The sequence below is a fragment of the Shewanella decolorationis genome, assembly GCF_004354305.1.
Lineage (GTDB): Bacteria > Pseudomonadota > Gammaproteobacteria > Enterobacterales > Shewanellaceae > Shewanella > Shewanella decolorationis.
The window spans coordinates 752,113-770,227 of record NZ_CP037898.1; the positions used below are offsets into that span (position 1 = coordinate 752,113).

Below are 18,115 nucleotides of genomic sequence, written 5' to 3' on the forward strand. Positions count from 1 at the left end.
CTTAATCTTTACGGAACATCTTCAGCATGCGCTGAGTGACGGTAAAGCCGCCGAAGATGTTAATACTGGCGATCAGCACGGCGATAAACGCCAGCACAGTGACCAAGGTTGAACCTTGTCCAATTTGCAGCAAGGCGCCGACCACGATAATGCCCGAAATCGCGTTAGTCACTGACATTAAAGGCGTATGTAGTGAGTGGGATACGTTCCACACCACGTAATAGCCCACCACGCAGGACAGGACAAAAACCGTAAAGTGGGATAAGAACTCGGCTGGCGCAACCGAGGCAACCGCGGCAAAACCCGCAGCGCCAAGGGCGGCGAGAATATACTTAAGCTTGGATGGCTTTTTGGCCTCAGCCGCTTTGGCTTCGACCTTAGCCGCAGGTTTGGCGGGCGCGGCCGACACCGAAATCGCCGGTGGCGGGAAGGTCACTTCGCCAGCTTTGACCACTGTCATATTGCGCATGACCACATCATCGAAGTTGATGCTGGCGACGCCGTTTTTCTCTTTACACATTAACTTCATCAGGTTGACTAAGTTAGTTCCGTAAAGCTGTGAAGACTGCGCAGGCAGGCGGCCGGGAAGATCGGTAAAGCCGATGACTTTAACGCCATTCTCGGTCACAAACAGCTCGCTTGGCTGAGTGTATTCACAGTTACCGCCCGCTTGTGCGGCCATATCGACAATCACAGAGCCGGGCTTCATGCTGTCGACCATAGCCTTGGTGATGAGCTTAGGTGCTGGGCGGCCTGGGATCAGCGCTGTGGTAATGATGATATCGACTTCTTTGGCTTGCTCGGCAAACAGTGCCATTTCGGCGGCGATAAACTCGTCTGACATGGTTTTGGCGTAACCATCCGATGAGCTGCCATCTTCATTGGTGAAGTCCAGCTTGAGGAACTGGCCACCCATAGATTCGATTTGTTCGGCCACTTCTAAGCGTGTGTCGAAAGCACGTACTATGGCCCCTAGCGAACCTGCGGTACCAATGGCCGCAAGACCCGCCACACCGGCACCAATCACCAGCACTTTTGCTGGAGGAACCTTACCCGCGGCGGTAATTTGTCCGGTAAAGAAACGGCCAAAGTGGTGCGCGGCTTCAACAACGGCGCGATAACCGCCGATATTGGCCATAGAGGAGAGAGCATCGAGGGATTGGGCACGGGAAATACGTGGCACCATGTCCATCGCCATCACATTGATGTTGCGTTTAGACAGTTTCTCGACCAACTCTGGATTTTGAGCGGGCCAGATAAAGCTGATTAAGGTCGCGCCTTCTTTAATTTGCGCAATTTCAGCATCGGTCGGTGCATTGACTTTAAAAATCAGATCCGCTTGCCAAACCTCTGCCGTGATCTTCGCCCCAGCGGCTTCAAAAGCGGCATCGTCAAAGCTAGACAGTAAGCCAGCATTGGCCTCAACAACAACTTCAAAGCCGAGCTTTTTAAGTTGTTCGACGGTGGCAGGGGTCGCGGCGACCCGAGTCTCACCGGCGAGACTCTCTCTCGGTATTCCAATCTGCATGATTACTCCCTGGTGGTTTATATAATCGTTCCGCCTGAGTGCTTCCCCTGAGCTAAACCTAGGTAGGGCTAGGCCGCGGTAAGAATGGACTCGTTTATTCAGTTGTGACAGTTAGCGCATTCAATCTTGGTATGAAATTTGTGCTTGAAAACAAACTTCTTTGCGAGCAACAGAGGTCACTGTACAGCAGGCTCGTCACCATTGTGGCAATACTTTGGTTTGACACAAGCGCATATTGCTCAAGCTGGCCGTTTCTGAACTGGTCGTATCAAAAACTTTTAACCAGTGCACACTTTTGTAGCTTAAATTTTGCGCTTTGTATATTCCAAAATGGAATTAAAAATCAAATATTATTCTTTTTTGCTTTTCTAAAACCACGTTAATCTGCTGGACATTACACTGTCATAGGGCCGTCTCATGTTGTTAAAAGAACTTTCATCACTGGCTTCACCCCTGTCGCAACCGCAGGTCGAAAAGCTGAAACAACTCACCGCTGAATTAAACGCGGTGCAACTTGCTTGGGTGAGCGGTTATTTAGCCGCAACGGCTAATGCGGGCAATCAGGCTCAGCTCGCGCCCGTATCCGACGCTCAGGCGGCGCAGACAGTGACCATTCTTTATGGCAGTCAAACCGGCAATGGCCGTGGTATTGCTAAAGCTTTGGCCGATAAGGCAAAGGCACAGGGCTATAGTGTGAATTTAGCCTCTATGGGTGAATATAATGTGCGCCAACTCAAGCAAGAAACCTTGCTATTGCTGGTGGTAAGTACCCATGGTGAAGGTGAAGCGCCGGATGATGCGATTGAATTACATAAATTTTTAGCATCGAAACGTGCACCTCAATTAAACAACCTGCATTACTCTGTGTTGGCGCTGGGCGATTCGAGCTATGAGTTCTTCTGCCAGACAGGTAAAGACTTTGATGCGCGGCTTTCGGCGTTAGGCGCTAAAGCCTTATTGCCGTTGGTTGAGTGTGATGTGGACTACGAAGCTGCGGCCGGACAGTGGCACGCCGATGTGCTTACTGCGGTGAAGCCACTTATTCAAACCACGGCTAAGGTGGTGGCGCTCAATGATACCGGCTCGGCACAAGTTGCCAGCGAGAGCGAATTTACTAAGCAACACCCTTACAGTGCAGAAGTGTTGGTGAGCCAGAAGATCACCGGACGTGGTTCAGACCGAGATGTACGCCACGTTGAAATCGATTTAGGTGAGTCAGGACTGCGTTACGAAGCCGGTGATGCCCTTGGAGTGTGGTTTAGCAACAGCGAAACTTTAGTCGATGAAATTTTAGCGGGCTTAGGGTTAGCGGCCGATACCACGGTAACCGTCGGTAATGAGTCCATCAGCCTCAAACAAGCCTTAATCGAGAAGAAAGAGCTGACACAGTTATATCCTGGATTAGTCAAAACCTGGGCCGAGTTGTCCGCAAGCCCTGAGCTGCTTGCCATTAGCGAAGATAAAGAACAGGTTCGCCAATTTATCTTACATCATCAATTTGCAGACTTAGTGGCTAATTACAAGCTCAAGCCTGACGCTAATCTCGATGCAAACAAGTTAGTGGAGCTATTACGCCCATTAACACCGAGACTCTACTCCATCGCCTCGAGCCAAAGTGAGGTCGATACTGAAGTGCATCTCACCGTGGCCTTGGTGGAGGATGAGCATCAAGGGCAAACGCGTTTTGGCGGTGCTTCTCACTTCTTAGCCTCGGCACAGGAAGGTGCCGAAGTAAAAGTGTATGTTGAACCGAACAAGCATTTCCGTTTACCTGAAGATCCACAAACGCCAGTCATCATGATTGGTCCTGGCACAGGGGTTGCGCCGTTTCGCGCCTTTATGCAGGAGCGCGTGGCACAAGGTGCGAAGGGCGATAGCTGGTTATTCTTCGGTAATCCTCACTTTGAGCAGGACTTCCTGTATCAAACCGAGTGGCAACAGTATCTGAAAAACGGCGATTTAACCCGTATCGATGTAGCATTTTCGCGGGATCAAGCCCATAAGATTTACGTGCAGCACCGTATTAAAGAACAGGGGCAAGCCCTGTGGCAATGGCTGCAAAATGGCGCGCATCTTTATATTTGTGGTGATGCCGAGCGTATGGCTAAAGACGTACATCAAGCCCTATTAGCGGTTGCGGTGGAGTTTGGCGGACTGTCTAGCGAGGCGGCGGAAGAATATTTCGAGACTCTGCGCAGTCATAAACGTTACCAAAAAGACGTGTACTAATTAATCGATACCAAAGATAGAGAGCAGTATCCACTGAGATACTGCCACCGAACGAATTTTAAGAGGCAGTTGCCATGAGTGAGCAAAAGTTAGCATTAAACGAATACCTAAAGACCGACAGTGATTATCTGCGTGGCACTATTAAAGAGGGATTAGATTCCTCTGTAACGGGCAGTTTTAGCGATGGCGATCAGCAATTGATCAAATTCCACGGCTTCTATCAGCAGGATGACCGCGATTTACGTAACGAGCGTAAAGAGCAAAAACTCGAGCCTTTATATAGCTTTATGTTACGTGCCCGCGTGCCAGGCGGTGTGTGTACACCTAAGCAATGGTTAGGTGTGGATGAAATTGCCTCGACGCTCACCAGCTCTAACAGTATTCGTTTAACGACGCGTCAGACGTTCCAATACCACGGAATTCCAAAGCGTAACCTCAAGACCATTATTCAAGGCTTAGACCGTGAGGCGCTCGATTCTATCGCCGCCTGTGGTGACGTTAACCGTAACGTGATGTGTAACCCGAATCCGGTCGAATCTAAACTGCATGCGCAGGCCTATGAAGTCGCGAAAAAGCTGTCTGATCACCTGCTGCCCCACACTCGTGCCTACGCCGAGATTTGGTTAGACGAAGAGAAGTTGCTGACCACAGAAGACGAAACCGTTGAACCTGTGTATGGCAAGACCTACTTGCCACGTAAGTTTAAGATGGCCGTTGCCGTACCGCCGGATAACGATGTTGATGTCTACACCAACGACTTAGGCTTTATTGCTGTGGCCGAAAATGGCGAATTAGTCGGTTTTAACCTGACAGCAGGTGGCGGCATGGGCTCGACCCACGGTGAAGTCGAAACCTTCCCGCGCTTGGCCGATGACTTTGGTTTTATCAAAACTGAAGATGTGATGAAGTTTGCCGAAGCTGTGATGACAGTGCAGCGTGACTGGGGGAATCGTACCAATCGTAAGCGCTCGCGCCTTAAGTACACTATCGTTGACCATGGTTATGAGAAGTTTAAGGCCGAAGTGGAAGCAAGAACTGGCGTCAAATTTGAACCTAAGCGTGATGTAGTGATTGGCGATCGCGGCGATCGTTACGGCTGGGTCGAAGGTGTCGATGGTAAGTGGCATTTAACCCTGTTTATCGAAAGTGGCCGTATTAAAGACGTGCCTGGTAAGAGTTTACAAACCGGCATGCGTGAAATCGCGAAGATCCACAAGGGCGATTTCCGCATGACGTCAAACCAGAATATGATTATTGCTGGTGTGGCTCCCGAGGATAAAGCAACCATCGAAGGCCTTGCCCGTAAACACGGTTTACTCGGCCAAGTGCTGACCCAAACCCGCGGTCATTCGATTGCCTGTGTGGCCTTGCCAACCTGTCCATTGGCGATGGCGGAAGCAGAGCGTTATTTCCCTGAGTTTATCGACCATATCGATGCGCTGCAGGCTAAAAATGGTATTAGCGATCAAGCCATAGTGGTGCGTATGACCGGCTGTCCAAACGGTTGCGCCCGCCCATTTGCCGCCGAAATTGGCTTAGTGGGTAAGGCGCCGGGTCGCTACAACCTGTATCTCGGAGCTAACTTCGAAGGCACTCGACTGAATAAGATGTATAGAGAGAATATCCAAGAGGCTGAGATCCTTGCTGAATTGGATGCATTATTTGCCCGCTACGCGGTTGAGCGTAATGCAGGCGAAACCTTTGGTAACTTCACCGTCCGCACGGGCGTGGTGAAGGCGGTAATCGATGCCGCTAAGGATTTCCATGGCTGATCTTGATTCTGGGGTAACGGGTTCTGGTTTGCCGAACGCGTTGCAGAGCGTGGTAAGTCACAGCGAACTTAACGCGCTGCTAACGGCACCTAAGGATGTGCAGCAAGCGGAACTGGAGCGCATTAATCGATTCTTGGCCGGATTGACGGCTCAAGAGCGAGTGCTCTGGGGCTTAGCCTATCTGCCGGGTAATCACGCGCTGTCATCCAGTTTTGGGATCCAGGCGGCGGTGATGCTGCATATGGTGAGTCAGGTGCAATCGGATATTCCGGTGATCTTAACGGATACTGGCTATCTCTTTCCTGAAACGTATCAGTTTATTGACCAGTTGACCGAGCGTTTATCCTTAAATCTTAAGGTCTACCAAGCGCCGATGACGGCGGCATGGCAGGAGGCGCGTTTTGGCAAGTTGTGGGAGCAGGGCTTAGAGGGTCTTGAACGCTACAATCGACTGAATAAAGTGGAGCCGATGCAACGTGCCTTGGCGGAACTTGAAGTCGGTACTTGGTTTGCGGGACTGCGCCGCAGTCAGTCGAGCACTCGCGAAGAGTTACCGATATTGGCTATCCATGGTACTCGCTTTAAGCTGCTGCCGATTATCGAGTGGTCGAACAAAGATGTGCACCTATATCTGACGCAATTTGACTTGCCTTACCATCCTCTATGGGAGCAAGGTTATGTTTCTGTTGGGGATACCCATTCGAGTAAACCCTTAGAATTAGGGATGACTGAAGAAGAAACCCGCTTTAATGGCTTAAAACGCGAATGCGGTTTGCATTACGAAATATAACCATCTATTTGATTAAATAGAAAAATGCCACAGTATTCCCTGTGGCATTTTTTATTTTATGCCGCCAAAAGAATGTTTTGCTTAATTTTGCAGCGCTTTTGCCGTTAAAGTGTTTTGAGTGTCATTCTGGCGTCATTAAAGTCAGATAAAGTTTGTTTTCATAGAGTTAGATTAGGCTTTTTCACCGAGAATAAAATTTTTGTACATTTTTACTCACAGAGTTATGCACATTAGAATGTTCTGAGCTATATTACAAAGTTCCCGTAGATGGTTTTGAGGGAGTTTACTACGCAGATATGCCCTAGTCGGTATTTTGCCAAGTTAAGTTGTTGAATATCGTTATTTATGGGCTTAGTTTGCTGTGTAACGATATAACGAGACGGAAAACAGTCGCACTTCCAAAAGACCTTGCTCGCCGCCGCGAGTATCAAGCAGTTTGATTGACTTGCTAGCCCTAGTTAATCTGCCCATTTCACCTCGGTCAGCTGTGGTCAAAGCTGCCGAGGTTGAGCCAACATCGTTAACATCGTTTATTTCGCTAATTCATCAATTCAGCTCGGTTTTTGGCGCTGTTTATGACAATATTATCATCAACTTACACTGTGCTATTTTATGCTGAGTGGCTAATGCCGCCGCATATGGCCCCTTTGATGGAACTATTAATGAGGATTAGTGGATGACCGCCCCTATGTATGCCATGCGCGATCATGTCAATCGTCCTCAAGGGAACAAATCTAATCGCCCAGCGCCCAAGCCCAAAGCACGCGGCCTTAAGCGACTAGTCGCTTGGCTCGTGAAACTTATCTTAGGCTTATTACTCGCCTCCGTTCTAAGTGTGGTGCTACTGAGATTTATTGACCCGCCGATGTGGACTTGGCGGATTGAACGGGCAATATTCCCGCCCGCGCCGATTACTGAGGTTAGGCATCAATGGCGCCCACTCGAGCAAATTTCCCCTGAGTTACAATTAGCCGTGATTGCCGCAGAGGATCAAAAGTTTGCCAGCCACACGGGGTTTGACTTAGCCGCGATAAGTTCGGCCATTGAATACAACCAAAAGGGCAACAAGGTTCGCGGTGCGAGTACCTTAAGTCAGCAAGCGGCGAAAAACCTGTTTATGTGGTCGAGCCGCAGTTTTATCCGCAAGGGAATTGAGGCCTGGTTTACCCTGTTAATGGAATTGGTTTGGGATAAGTCGCGCATTCTCGAAGTGTATCTTAATATCGTCGAATTTGGCCCCGGAATATATGGCGCCGAAGCCGCATCGAAACATTATTTTGGTAAGAGTGCCGCCAAATTAACCCGTTATGAGGCGTCATTATTAGCGGCGGTATTGCCTAATCCTTGGCGATATAAGGTCTCGCCGCCTTCACCTTATGTTCAGCAGCGCTCCGCTTGGATCCGTAAGCAAATGCGCCAGTTAGGGGAGGTGACGCTCAACCGTGTTCATCAGGCCGATTAACGAATAAATAAGGCGATAACTTTTGTCTTATTAATATGCCATGTGCTTTATCGTTAATATGAACTTTATCCTCAAGATGAATTAGGCTCTGAATGTAAATTTCATTTAGTTTGCTAAACGAATTTGTCTTAATCGTGCAGCTTGATTCGCATCCTAGGTTAATTAATGGTAAATTAGCGCACGAATTTCCCCTTCAAATACACTCAGTCCTTTGGCTATTCCCCTCGCTAATTTTTAGCTTGTGTCGGATGTTGGTTTGCCATGACGCGTGTAAAAAGGAATGACAATAGGTCAGTATTTAGATGCCGAAGGTGAGTGCCTTCGGTATTATTTTTATCACTTTGACGATGATTAAATGGAGTTTTAGATGAAGAAGATTGTTATTGCTGCGGCAATTATTGCAGCGGGAGCAGGTGCTTATTGGTACACTCAGCATGGAACTAGCTCGAGTGCTTCGGCCAATCCTTTGCTTGATTTTATCCCTGCCGACACCCCAGTATTTTCAGGTCAGTTAAAACCTTTCCCACTGAAAAACTACCTGCAATCTATTTCTGGCAATTACCAGCAATACTCTACGGATTCGTTGGCCGAATTAGGCGAATTAGATAGCCCTATGGCCAAGTTCTTTGTCAGCATCTATACGCAGTATATGGATGGGATAAAAAATCCAACCCAATTGCTTAAGACCTTTGGTTTACCAAATGAAGTCGAGCCTTTTTTCTATACCTTGGGCGTGATCCCCGTACTTAAAACCAATGTGGATCAAATCGATGCATTCTGGGCCGTCTTGGATAAAGCTGAGAAAGACAGCGGCTTCACCCATGAGAAGCGCACCCTAGCGGGCGTTGATTATCGTGCTTATTCACTTGCTGAAGAAGGTTCTACTGAGAAGGTTGACCTGTTATTTGCCCATAAAGATGGCATCTTAACTGTGACCTTATCTGGCACAACGATTGAGCCAGAAATCTTAGAAATGGCCTTTGGATTAAAGAAACCTACTCAATCCTTAGCCGCTTCAGGCATGCTGAAAGACATCATTAAAACTCATGGTTTTATGGAAGATAGCATCAGCTTTATCAACCACGTTGAGATTGTTAAAGCGATTACCTCTCCCGATGGCAATATGCTAGGCAAACAGCTTACTCAATTCATGGCGGAAGAAAGCCAAGGTGAAGATCCGTTAGCGGAAATCCGTACTCCTGAATGTAAAACTGAGCTAACCGCCATTGCTGCTAACTGGCCTCGTACTGTTGCGGGATTAACCGCATTTAGTTCGACCGAAAAAGAAAGTCATATGGCGGCCTCTTTTGTGGTTGAAAGCAAAAATCAGGCAATCTTAACCGCATTGCAAAAAATGCGCGGCTACATTCCAACCCACTTAGCTGACATTAACAGCACTATCTTCTCTATGGGGCTGGGGATTGACGTTAACGAAGTTGCGCCTTCACTGACGGCGATTTGGGACGACCTGCAAAAGCCGCAGTTAACCTGTGCTCCGCTTGCCGAGTTGCAAGCTGAATTAAGCCAACAGAGCCCTGCGATGCTGGGTATGTTTACCGGCATGGCTAACGGCGTTAAAGGTGTGAGCCTGTCATTGCTTGATTATAAGATGAGCACACAGGACCAAGAGCCTAAGCTTGAAAGCTTAGATGCCTTAGTGAGCTTAACGGCTGATAATCCTTCAATGCTGTTCAATATGGTGAAACCTTTTGCACCTATGCTGGCTGAACTGCAAGTTGCGGATAATGGCGAGCCTACCGACTTATCACCACTGTTAATGTTGCCACCTGAGATGAACATCAAGCCGATGCTGGCGATTAAGGGACAACATTTAGTGGTTTACTCTGGCGATAAAGGCTTAGCGTTAGCCAATAAACTGGCTGGCGAAAAGCCATCGGCCAATGGGCTTTACAGCATGTCGGCTGATTACGGTAAGATGTTTACCCCAGTGTTAACGCTATTAGAATTGACTGGCGAGCCGATTCCTGAAGAGCTGCAAATGCTGAAAGATTACAATATGCGCGTGCAAATGAGCTTCGATGTGAACAAACAGGGTATAGTGTTTGGTTCTGTGATGAACTCAAAAGCGAGCGAGAAGAAGTAAGCTTGATACCTTAGAGTGTTAATCGAAAAGCTAGCAGATTGCTGGCTTTTTTGTTAATTGGCTTGCGCTAACTTAGGTTGAGAACCGAGGGGCGTGTCTATGGATTTCGGTTTCGCAGCGCGCACTAAACTGACCAGCCCTTGCCATTCAATATCGCTGTTCTGTGGCAGCCAAATATCCGGCTCAGTGCCTTTTCCTGAAAGCAGCTCGCCCGCGGCGTCATAGGTAAGTGAGCTGCTAAAGCGAACATCTAAGTCACTGTTAGGTAAAGTGAATTGATATTGTCTGGCAAAATCCCCCGAGGTTTTTTCGCCAATCAGATTCACCCTAGACCAAGCTTTAGTGCGGTAGGCTATCCACTCGCATTCCTGTTTACACAAAGGACTGACAAGCAGCGCAAGGCGATTATTGCCTTCGGCTACAACTTCGGGTTTTGTGCGAACAAACCAAGGGCTAAATCGGCTTTCATCTATGCTTGGTAGACGCCTCGTTAACACCTTAAGTCGAGGCGAGCTGAGTTCCAGTGCCTCGAGCGGCCTAAAATTTAGGGGCCTTAAATAATCATTCCTCAGTTCTGGCGAGCGGCGGTAGTGAGCAAATCCCATGATTTGTTCAACCGCCGAGTGATACTGGCTAGTATTGGGCTGCATATCTTGATAACGCGACAACATGGTCAGTAATTTAGGACTAAAGCCCCTCGCTTGCCTCAAATCGACAATCAACAATGGTTGCTCCATGCCTTGGCGTAGGGCGTCTTGTTGTCTTTTATCGAGTTCAAAGGCATAGAGATCATCAATCTTGAGCCGTGCTGTCGTCGGATTAATCTGCTCTAATGAATAATCAGGCCTGATTGGCGCCGTCGGGGCCAAATTATCGAGTTGGGTGATCAGGCTTTCAAAACTCAGCTCAGCCTCATCCTCAATCGGTTTAACTATGGTTTTCGATGGTTGCGGCAGGGCGATAGTCACTTGCGTGGTCTGCAAATCATCATTAATTAAGCTGATAAGCACATGGGGTTTGATACTTAAGCCTAAGTCCTCCCGCAGCAAATTGAGTCGCTTGAGCCAAATCAGCTGCATCTCTTGGCTATTTTTTGCAGGCTCAGATAAATAGGCTTGGCTGGCCGAAATCCATTTGCTTAAGGGAATGCCATCGATATGGGTAATAAAGGGAAAATCGGCGCTGATGGGATTATTTTGGCTGTCCAAGGCGAGCCATTGCTCGTTGACGGGCCTGAGTGTTAAGGGCAGTTCGCCGCTGCTATTTTCGACTTTCGCAACCAGTGTCCCTGGGTCTTTTAAGGTATTAAGTAGTTTTGTGAGCTCGGCGGCGAAGCGCTCTTTAGGTACAACATCTTGATATTGTGCTGTGATTAACCCTGCCAGTCGTTTGAGCTGCTGCTCATTGGTCTGTGGGTCCAGTGCGTAAAATGCCGAGTGTTGCTCAATTTGGTCAAACAGAATATAGAGATCTTGGCGAATATCTTTGGTCGTTAGCGTGGGTTGTGCTTTTTTAGGAATAGCGAAAAACGCGAGCCTGATAAGGCTCGCGCAAATAATCACGCCCAGCAAACTAACGACAGTGCGATAGCTAAAATTCATATTCCTCCATGACAACTTACTTTTACTGCTAAAAAGGTGTGCGACTATCGATGTAAATGTCTATTTTGGCAATATAAATCACCTGAGCGCACCTTTTGCTCGTGTCCATTTGAGCAATTTAACAGCAGTTCTCATCAGTCAGCATAGAATTATGGCTATTTTTTGTGCCTTGTCACGGTTAAGAGACTAGAGAATATCGTTTAGGGAAACGCCAATACCAATACGTTGATTATGATGGTTATAGTCGATAAGGCTCTCACCATATCCGTTAAAATATTGAGTATAAAGGCGTAAATTGCCGATTATCGGGTAGCTCCAAGTAAATTCTGCCGAGCCTCGGTCAATATCTTTAAAGTTGGTTTTTAGGGTGAGGGTGAATCTATGGTCATCGATGCCATAAACCCCTACAAACTCGGCTTTACCTATGTATTCATCGATGTCAGGGTTATCATCTCCACGGGGTTGATGGATATCGGTTTTTTTATCCTCAGGAATACGCCACCACACCTTAGTGGCAAAGGCCAATGGACCGGCATCAAAAATCATAGTGCCATAGATGCGATTCCAACTTCGGGATAGTAACCCTGATCTACCATTCGATTGATGTACCGCACCAAAGCCCCAGAAGGAGTTGGTCACGCTGCCGATTTTCCAGTCATTGTTAAACAGCATAAAGATTTCGGGTTCGTGGTTAGTTTCACGGAACGGGGAAGAAATATCCTTGTTATACAGCTGCCAATAGGATTGGTTTGTGTAGGCAAAAAACAGGTGGCCATTGTCGCCAAACACGTTATACCAAAGAGGAAATTTAAAGCTTATCTGGAACTTAGCTTCCATTTCGTCCAGGGTATAGTCGTTTTCGGCCGCATCTTGGGCGAAGGGCGCCATATTGGGATCGGGATTGTAGGTGGCGGGTAAAATGTAATTCACTTTATGCGGCGTGATCACGAAGGGACGTTCTGAGGTGGCTAGCTCGTCCTGTACTCTTCCTTCAACAAGGGATTCTTCCGCTTGAAGTCCAGTACAAGTTAACAGCCCAATTAATGCGATACCTTTATAAAATAGGGACATCGGCCCTCCTTGATGTGTCTGTTTGCCTTACGCTTTCTCGTTGTTTGCCCAGCTTAACATTAGTTTGTGGATCTATTGTGAGAAACCCTGCCATTTGCCCAACTTGGTTATGGCGATATTGAACCTATTTTCGTGATCTAAAGAAGCAACTAAGTAGAATTTTTAGCAATAACATAGTGCGGTTATGTGACTTTATGCAAGTTTTGATTGCCGGAAAATCAGCTTTGAAATATTGATTTATCTTTTTATTTCAATTGTTTAAATTATTTTTAGGCCTGTGGCGCTTTTGCCGCCCTCAAGTATAGTGAATTGGCTTGATTCGAAGCCCTGTTGTTATTTCTTTTTGATATAACAATTAATGATTTTATATTTATTAAGGAATATAACTAGGGCTATATTGCAACACATTGATCTCATATCGGGGAATGTGATGGAAATTTTATCTTTACCGGGCCAAGGGGCGAAGGGCAAAGTCTGGCTAGTTGGCGCGGGCCCCGGAGACGTGGAGCTATTAACCCTCAAGGCTTGGCGCATTCTTAAGTCCGCCGACGCAGTGCTATACGATGCGCTTGTCAGCCAAGATATCCTCGATTTGATCCCCAAAGATGCAGAGAAGATTGCCGTTGGCAAACGTGCTGGTAAACATAGTGCTGCGCAGGATGAAATTAATCAGTTACTGGTGACTAAAGCCTATACCCGTAAAAACGTGGTACGACTCAAAGGCGGCGATCCGTTTATTTTTGGCCGCGGTGGTGAAGAGTTACAAACCTTAGTCGAAGCGGGCGTCGAATTTGAAGTGGTTCCTGGCATTACCGCCGCCAGTGGCACTTCGGCCTATGCGGGCATTCCATTAACCCACAGGGATTATGCTCAAGGGGTAACCTTTATTACTGGCCATTGTCAGCTTGAAAGCCGTCCGATGGACTGGCAGGGTTACGCTAATCCAAACAATACCTTAGTTGTGTATATGGGGATTTTAAATGCGGGCATTATTCGTCAAGGATTAATCGATGCTGGCCGTAGCCCACAAACCCCAGTGGCGATAGTGTCGAAGGCGACCACTCAGTCGCAGCAGCGTTTTATTGGCCAATTAGATTCGCTCGAACAGCTCGCGGCCGATCCGCAATTGCAAATGCCCGCCCTGATGATTATTGGCGAAGTGGTTGCGTTAGCTGACAGCTTAAATTGGTTCCAGCCTAAGGGTGAGGGCGAGTCAGCACTCGATACCGCGGATGCCGCCAAGATTGTGGCAAAAATTTAGTTAAATCAGATTTTTTAGAAATAGTTAAGTTAAATTCAGCTGCCTTTGGCAGCCCATTTTAGGTAAACGGAGAAGAGTATGGCCGGGCGTGAATTAAGCCACTTACAACAACTGGAAGCCGAAAGCATTCAGATCATTCGTGAAGTCGCTGCCGAATTCGACAATCCAGTAATGTTGTATTCCATCGGAAAAGATTCTTCGGTGATGTTACACCTTGCGCGTAAAGCCTTTTATCCCGGCAAGATCCCATTCCCCTTGCTGCACGTGGATACGGGCTGGAAATTCAAAGAGATGATCGCCTTTCGTGATGCGCAGGCGAAAAAGTTTGGTTTTGAATTATTAACCCACACCAACCCCGAAGGCGTTGCCCTAGGGATTAATCCCTTCGATCATGGCAGTGCCAAGCACACTGACATCATGAAAACCCAAGGCTTAAAACAAGCCTTAAACCAATATGGTTTCGATGCCGCATTCGGCGGTGCGCGACGCGATGAGGAAAAATCCCGCGCGAAGGAGCGGGTGTATTCGTTCCGCGATCGTCACCACAGATGGGATCCCAAGAATCAGCGCCCCGAGCTGTGGCGCACCTATAACGGCGCGGTGAATAAGGGCGAAAGTATTCGTGTCTTCCCTTTATCTAACTGGACCGAACTCGATATTTGGCAATATATCTACCAAGAAAACATTGAGTTAGTGCCACTGTATTTTGCCGCCGAGCGCCCTGTGGTTGAGCGTGGCGGTCAGCTGATTATGGCCGACGATGAGCGTATGAAGCTTGAAGAAGGCGAAACCATCAAGCATGAAGTGGTGCGTTTTAGAACCTTAGGTTGTTATCCATTGACGGCGGCGATGCATTCGCAGGCGGATAATCTCGAAAAAATCATCGAAGAAATGCTGTTAACTCGCTCGAGCGAACGCCAAGGGCGATTGATTGACTCGGATCAGAGTGCATCGATGGAGCAGAAGAAACGCCAAGGTTATTTCTAAACCAAGGCATTTCGAGCGCAGGTTAGAGACAGATTAAACCGATTTCGTGAATGTCCCGATGAAGGCTTTTAGAGCAATCAAGTACCAGTGATTTCACGAACAGTTGAGCAAGATAAGAGTGAGATAAAGATGGATAAAGCGGTCAATAAAACCAATCGTATGGCGGCAGAAATTAGTCAGCACGGGGTTAAAGAATATCTAGCCCAGCAACAACATAAAGGTTTGTTGCGCTTTTTAACCTGCGGCAGCGTAGACGATGGCAAGAGCACCCTTATTGGCCGTTTACTGCATGACAGCGCGCAGATTTACGAAGACCAACTCGCCAGCTTAAAAAATGATAGCGCTAAGATGGGCACAACGGGCGAAGCCATAGACTTGGCTTTGTTGGTGGATGGTCTGCAAGCCGAGCGCGAGCAGGGCATCACTATCGATGTGGCTTATCGTTATTTTTCAAGCGATAAGCGTAAGTTTATTATCGCCGACACCCCAGGCCATGAGCAGTACACCCGTAATATGGCGACTGGTGCCTCAACCTGTGACCTAGCGGTGATCTTAGTGGATGCGCGTTACGGCGTGCAGACTCAAACTAAGCGTCATGCCTTTATTGCCTCTTTGCTGGGCATTCGCCACTTTGTGGTCGCGGTTAATAAGATGGATTTACTCGGGTTCGATGAGCAAGTATTCAATCGTATCCGTAATGATTTCAGTGAGTTCGTAAAAGATTTTGGCGACTTAGATATCCACTTTGTGCCCTTATCGGCCCTCAATGGTGATAACGTGGTTGAGCCGAGTCTACATACGCCTTGGTATCAGGGTGGCACGCTGCTGGAGTTACTCGAAACCATTGATACCCAACGTGAACTTAGCGCCTTGCCTGTACGCTTCCCAGTGCAATATGTGTCGCGACCCAATCTCGATTTTCGTGGTTTTGCCGGTACTTTAGCCTCTGGCGTTATCAAGGTGGGTGACGAGGTGGTTGCGCTGCCTTCGGGTAAGCGTAGCAAGGTTGAACGCATTGTGACCTTCGATGGGGATCTTGCCGAAGCAACGGCTGGGCAAGCCGTCACTATCACCTTAGAAGATGAAATCGATATTTCCCGCGGTGACTTACTGGCACTGCCAGAGAGTGCGCCACAGGTTGCCAATCAAATCGTGGCTGACCTAGTGTGGATGGATGAAAAACCATTACAACTCGGCCAGTTATACGACATTAAAGTTGCGGGTAAGAAGACCCAAGCCTCTGTGACGGCAATCGACTATGTGGTTGATGTGAACACGCTTGCGCGCAGCAGCGCCGACACTTTAGGGCTCAATGCCATCGCCCGCGTGACCTTAGAGTTGACCGAAGATATCGTTTTCGATGCCTATTCTCTGGTACGTGATACTGGCGGCATGATCCTGATTGACCGTTTATCCAATGCTACTGTTGCGGCTGTGATGGTGGTATCGGGACAGCATGTGAACAAGCAAGCGTCTTCACAATTTAGCGCCTTTGAAATCGAGTTTAATGCGCTGGTGCGTAAGCACTTCCCGCATTGGCAAGCGATCGATATTTCAAAGCTTGGAGCCTAATACGTGAGTGACTTGTGGCTATTAGCTATAGTGTTGTTTGGATTAGTGGCTGGCTTAATCGCCGGCCGCATTAATCCCGCTGTGTTGTTTTTATTTGCTTTTTTACTCTGTTACCTCCTAGGAATGGTATCACTCGACACGGCGCTAACTAGCTTTACCAACACAGGTTTAGTCACACTGGTGTTATTGGTGCTGGCGGCGACGGCACTGGAAAAAACCTCACTGCTGGGCAAGTTAAGCCAAGTGATTGGCAATAATTCGCTTGCGGTGACTATGGCAAAACTGGGGTTTTCGACGGCGCTGTTGTCCTCTTTTACCAATAACACCGCCGTTGTTGCATCTTTGATTGGAGTGGTGCGCCGTAATCAGGCGCATGCTCCGGCTAAGTTGTTGTTACCACTTAACTATGCGGCGATTCTGGGCGGTACGCTGACCTTAATTGGTACTTCCACTAACCTTATCGTCAACTCGTTTGTCGAAAACGCGGGCTTGCCAGCGCTGGGGTTCTTTGAGTTCACGCCAGTGGCCACGCTGATTGTGCTGTTAGGCATAGTGCTGCTGATTGTATTGGCTAATACCTTACCCGACAGGCGAGAGGATACGACTGAAGAAACTCTGCCCTATCTGCTGGAAGCCCACGTGGCCAAAGGCTCGCCTTTAGTTGGGCGCAGCGTGGTGGATAACAAATTAAGAGCCCTGAAAAAGCTCTATTTAGTCGAGCTAGAGCGCAGCGGTATATGTATTTGTCCGGTTCCGCCACAGTTAGTGTTACAGGCGGACGATGTGCTGCGTTTCAGTGGCGCGGTGGAATCGGTGGAGCTGTTGCATCAATTCGATGGCCTAGATTGGTTTGGCAAACATCAAGCCAAGGGGCAAAACCTAGTCGAAGCCGTGTTAGCACCCTCATCAAGTCTAGTGGGCAGCAGCTTAAAGGAATCTCGTTTTCGCGAGCAGTTTGATGCGGCGGTTATGGCGATTCGCCGCGGCCATCATCCGTTAAAAGGTGGTTTGGGCGATATCGTATTACAACCAGGCGATGTGTTGCTGCTGACGCCAGGGGATGGTTTTAGCACCAATGCTAAGCTGAGTACCGAATTTGCCGCCGTAAGCGGGCTCGATTTAAATGTGCGTTTAGACACTAAACGTAGTCGTATCGTGTTAGCCGGATTTGTGCTGACGATTGGCCTGAGTCTGGCGGGGATTTTACCCTTGGCAAAAGGATTGGTGTTATTACTGCTGAGCTACTTTGCCATTGGCGCCGTGACCTTATCTGAACTTAAGCGTCGTTTCCCGCTGGAATTAGTAGTGATAGTCGGCAGTGCTTTGGGGCTGGCGAACCTGATGATGAGCACAGGTCTTGCCGATGGGTTAGCGCAAGGCTTGCTCGGTACCATCAATGGTTATGGGGTATTTGGCGCCTTTGTGGGGGTCTATTTAGTCACCTTATTGCTGACGGAACTCGTTACCAATAATGCCGCGGCGGCCTTGGCCTTTCCGATTGCCTATGCGGTGGCGCTGAATTATGGCGTTGATCCAAGGCCGTTTATTATGGCCGTGGTGTTTGGTGCCAGTGCCAGTTTTATTTCGCCCTATGGCTATCAAACTAACTTGATGGTGTTTAACGCGGGTAACTATCGTTTCAGTGACTTTTTGCGCTTAGGGTTACCGCTATCTGTGCTTTATTCCCTGATAGTGATTTTTATGGTGCCAGTTATCTTTCCGTTTTAATGATTTTTGT

The 18,115-nt window shown here is 48.0% G+C and carries 12 protein-coding genes; 9 read left to right on the forward strand and 3 right to left on the reverse strand.

What is annotated here, in order from left to right:
• Position 1: 1 nt before the first annotated feature.
• Entirely contained in the window at positions 2-1,528 is a 1,527-nt protein-coding gene (locus EYR25_RS03340; protein ID WP_109286947.1) for a Re/Si-specific NAD(P)(+) transhydrogenase subunit alpha, read from the reverse strand.
• 417 nt (positions 1,529-1,945) lie between these two features.
• Between EYR25_RS03340 and EYR25_RS03345 the strand changes: the two genes are divergently transcribed.
• The 5 genes from EYR25_RS03345 to EYR25_RS03365 all read left to right on the forward strand — a co-directional run bounded on the left by EYR25_RS03345 (position 1,946) and on the right by EYR25_RS03365 (position 9,885).
• Positions 1,946-3,757, forward strand: a complete 1,812-nt coding sequence (locus EYR25_RS03345) for an assimilatory sulfite reductase (NADPH) flavoprotein subunit (protein ID WP_133178538.1) — start codon at positions 1,946-1,948, stop codon at positions 3,755-3,757.
• A 74-nt stretch (positions 3,758-3,831) separates the two neighbouring features.
• A complete protein-coding gene (gene cysI, locus EYR25_RS03350) occupies positions 3,832-5,529 on the forward strand; it encodes an assimilatory sulfite reductase (NADPH) hemoprotein subunit (RefSeq protein ID WP_133178539.1) in 1,698 nt (565 codons plus the stop codon).
• A complete protein-coding gene (locus EYR25_RS03355; RefSeq protein WP_133178540.1) occupies positions 5,522-6,319 on the forward strand; it encodes a phosphoadenylyl-sulfate reductase in 798 nt (265 codons plus the stop codon). Before cysI ends, EYR25_RS03355 begins: the two co-directional genes overlap by 8 nt.
• Positions 6,320-6,995: 676 nt before the next feature.
• The gene (gene mtgA, locus EYR25_RS03360; protein ID WP_133178541.1) at positions 6,996-7,781 is read left to right on the forward strand and encodes a monofunctional biosynthetic peptidoglycan transglycosylase; all 786 of its coding nucleotides are present in this window, start codon (positions 6,996-6,998) and stop codon (positions 7,779-7,781) included.
• Positions 7,782-8,148: 367 nt separating this feature from the next.
• Positions 8,149-9,885, forward strand: a complete 1,737-nt coding sequence (locus tag EYR25_RS03365; RefSeq protein WP_133178542.1) for a hypothetical protein — start codon at positions 8,149-8,151, stop codon at positions 9,883-9,885.
• A 53-nt stretch (positions 9,886-9,938) separates the two neighbouring features.
• Here the strand turns inward: EYR25_RS03365 and EYR25_RS03370 are convergent, their stop codons facing one another.
• Positions 9,939-11,486 carry a S41 family peptidase gene (locus EYR25_RS03370; protein ID WP_133178543.1) on the reverse strand — a complete coding sequence of 516 codons (1,548 nt, stop codon included), beginning with the start codon at positions 11,484-11,486 and terminating at the stop codon, positions 9,939-9,941.
• A 186-nt stretch (positions 11,487-11,672) separates the two neighbouring features.
• Complete coding sequence (locus EYR25_RS03375; RefSeq protein ID WP_133178544.1) at positions 11,673-12,557, reverse strand: phospholipase A; 885 nt, start codon at positions 12,555-12,557, stop codon at positions 11,673-11,675.
• Between the two features lie 430 nt (positions 12,558-12,987).
• On the opposite strand from EYR25_RS03375, the gene cobA reads away from it, so the two are divergent.
• The 4 genes from cobA (at position 12,988) to EYR25_RS03395 (ending at position 18,105) form a co-directional block, all read left to right on the forward strand.
• Positions 12,988-13,818: a uroporphyrinogen-III C-methyltransferase gene (cobA, locus tag EYR25_RS03380; RefSeq protein WP_133178545.1), complete on the forward strand. Its 831-nt coding sequence runs from the start codon at positions 12,988-12,990 to the stop codon at positions 13,816-13,818.
• 78 nt (positions 13,819-13,896) lie between these two features.
• Positions 13,897-14,805, forward strand: a complete 909-nt coding sequence (cysD, locus tag EYR25_RS03385) for a sulfate adenylyltransferase subunit CysD (RefSeq protein ID WP_133178546.1) — start codon at positions 13,897-13,899, stop codon at positions 14,803-14,805.
• Positions 14,806-14,934: 129 nt separating this feature from the next.
• The gene (gene cysN, locus EYR25_RS03390) at positions 14,935-16,377 is read left to right on the forward strand and encodes a sulfate adenylyltransferase subunit CysN (protein WP_086902092.1); all 1,443 of its coding nucleotides are present in this window, start codon (positions 14,935-14,937) and stop codon (positions 16,375-16,377) included.
• Positions 16,378-16,380: 3 nt separating this feature from the next.
• Positions 16,381-18,105 carry an SLC13 family permease gene (locus tag EYR25_RS03395; RefSeq protein WP_133178547.1) on the forward strand — a complete coding sequence of 575 codons (1,725 nt, stop codon included), beginning with the start codon at positions 16,381-16,383 and terminating at the stop codon, positions 18,103-18,105.
• Positions 18,106-18,115: the final 10 nt, after the last annotated feature.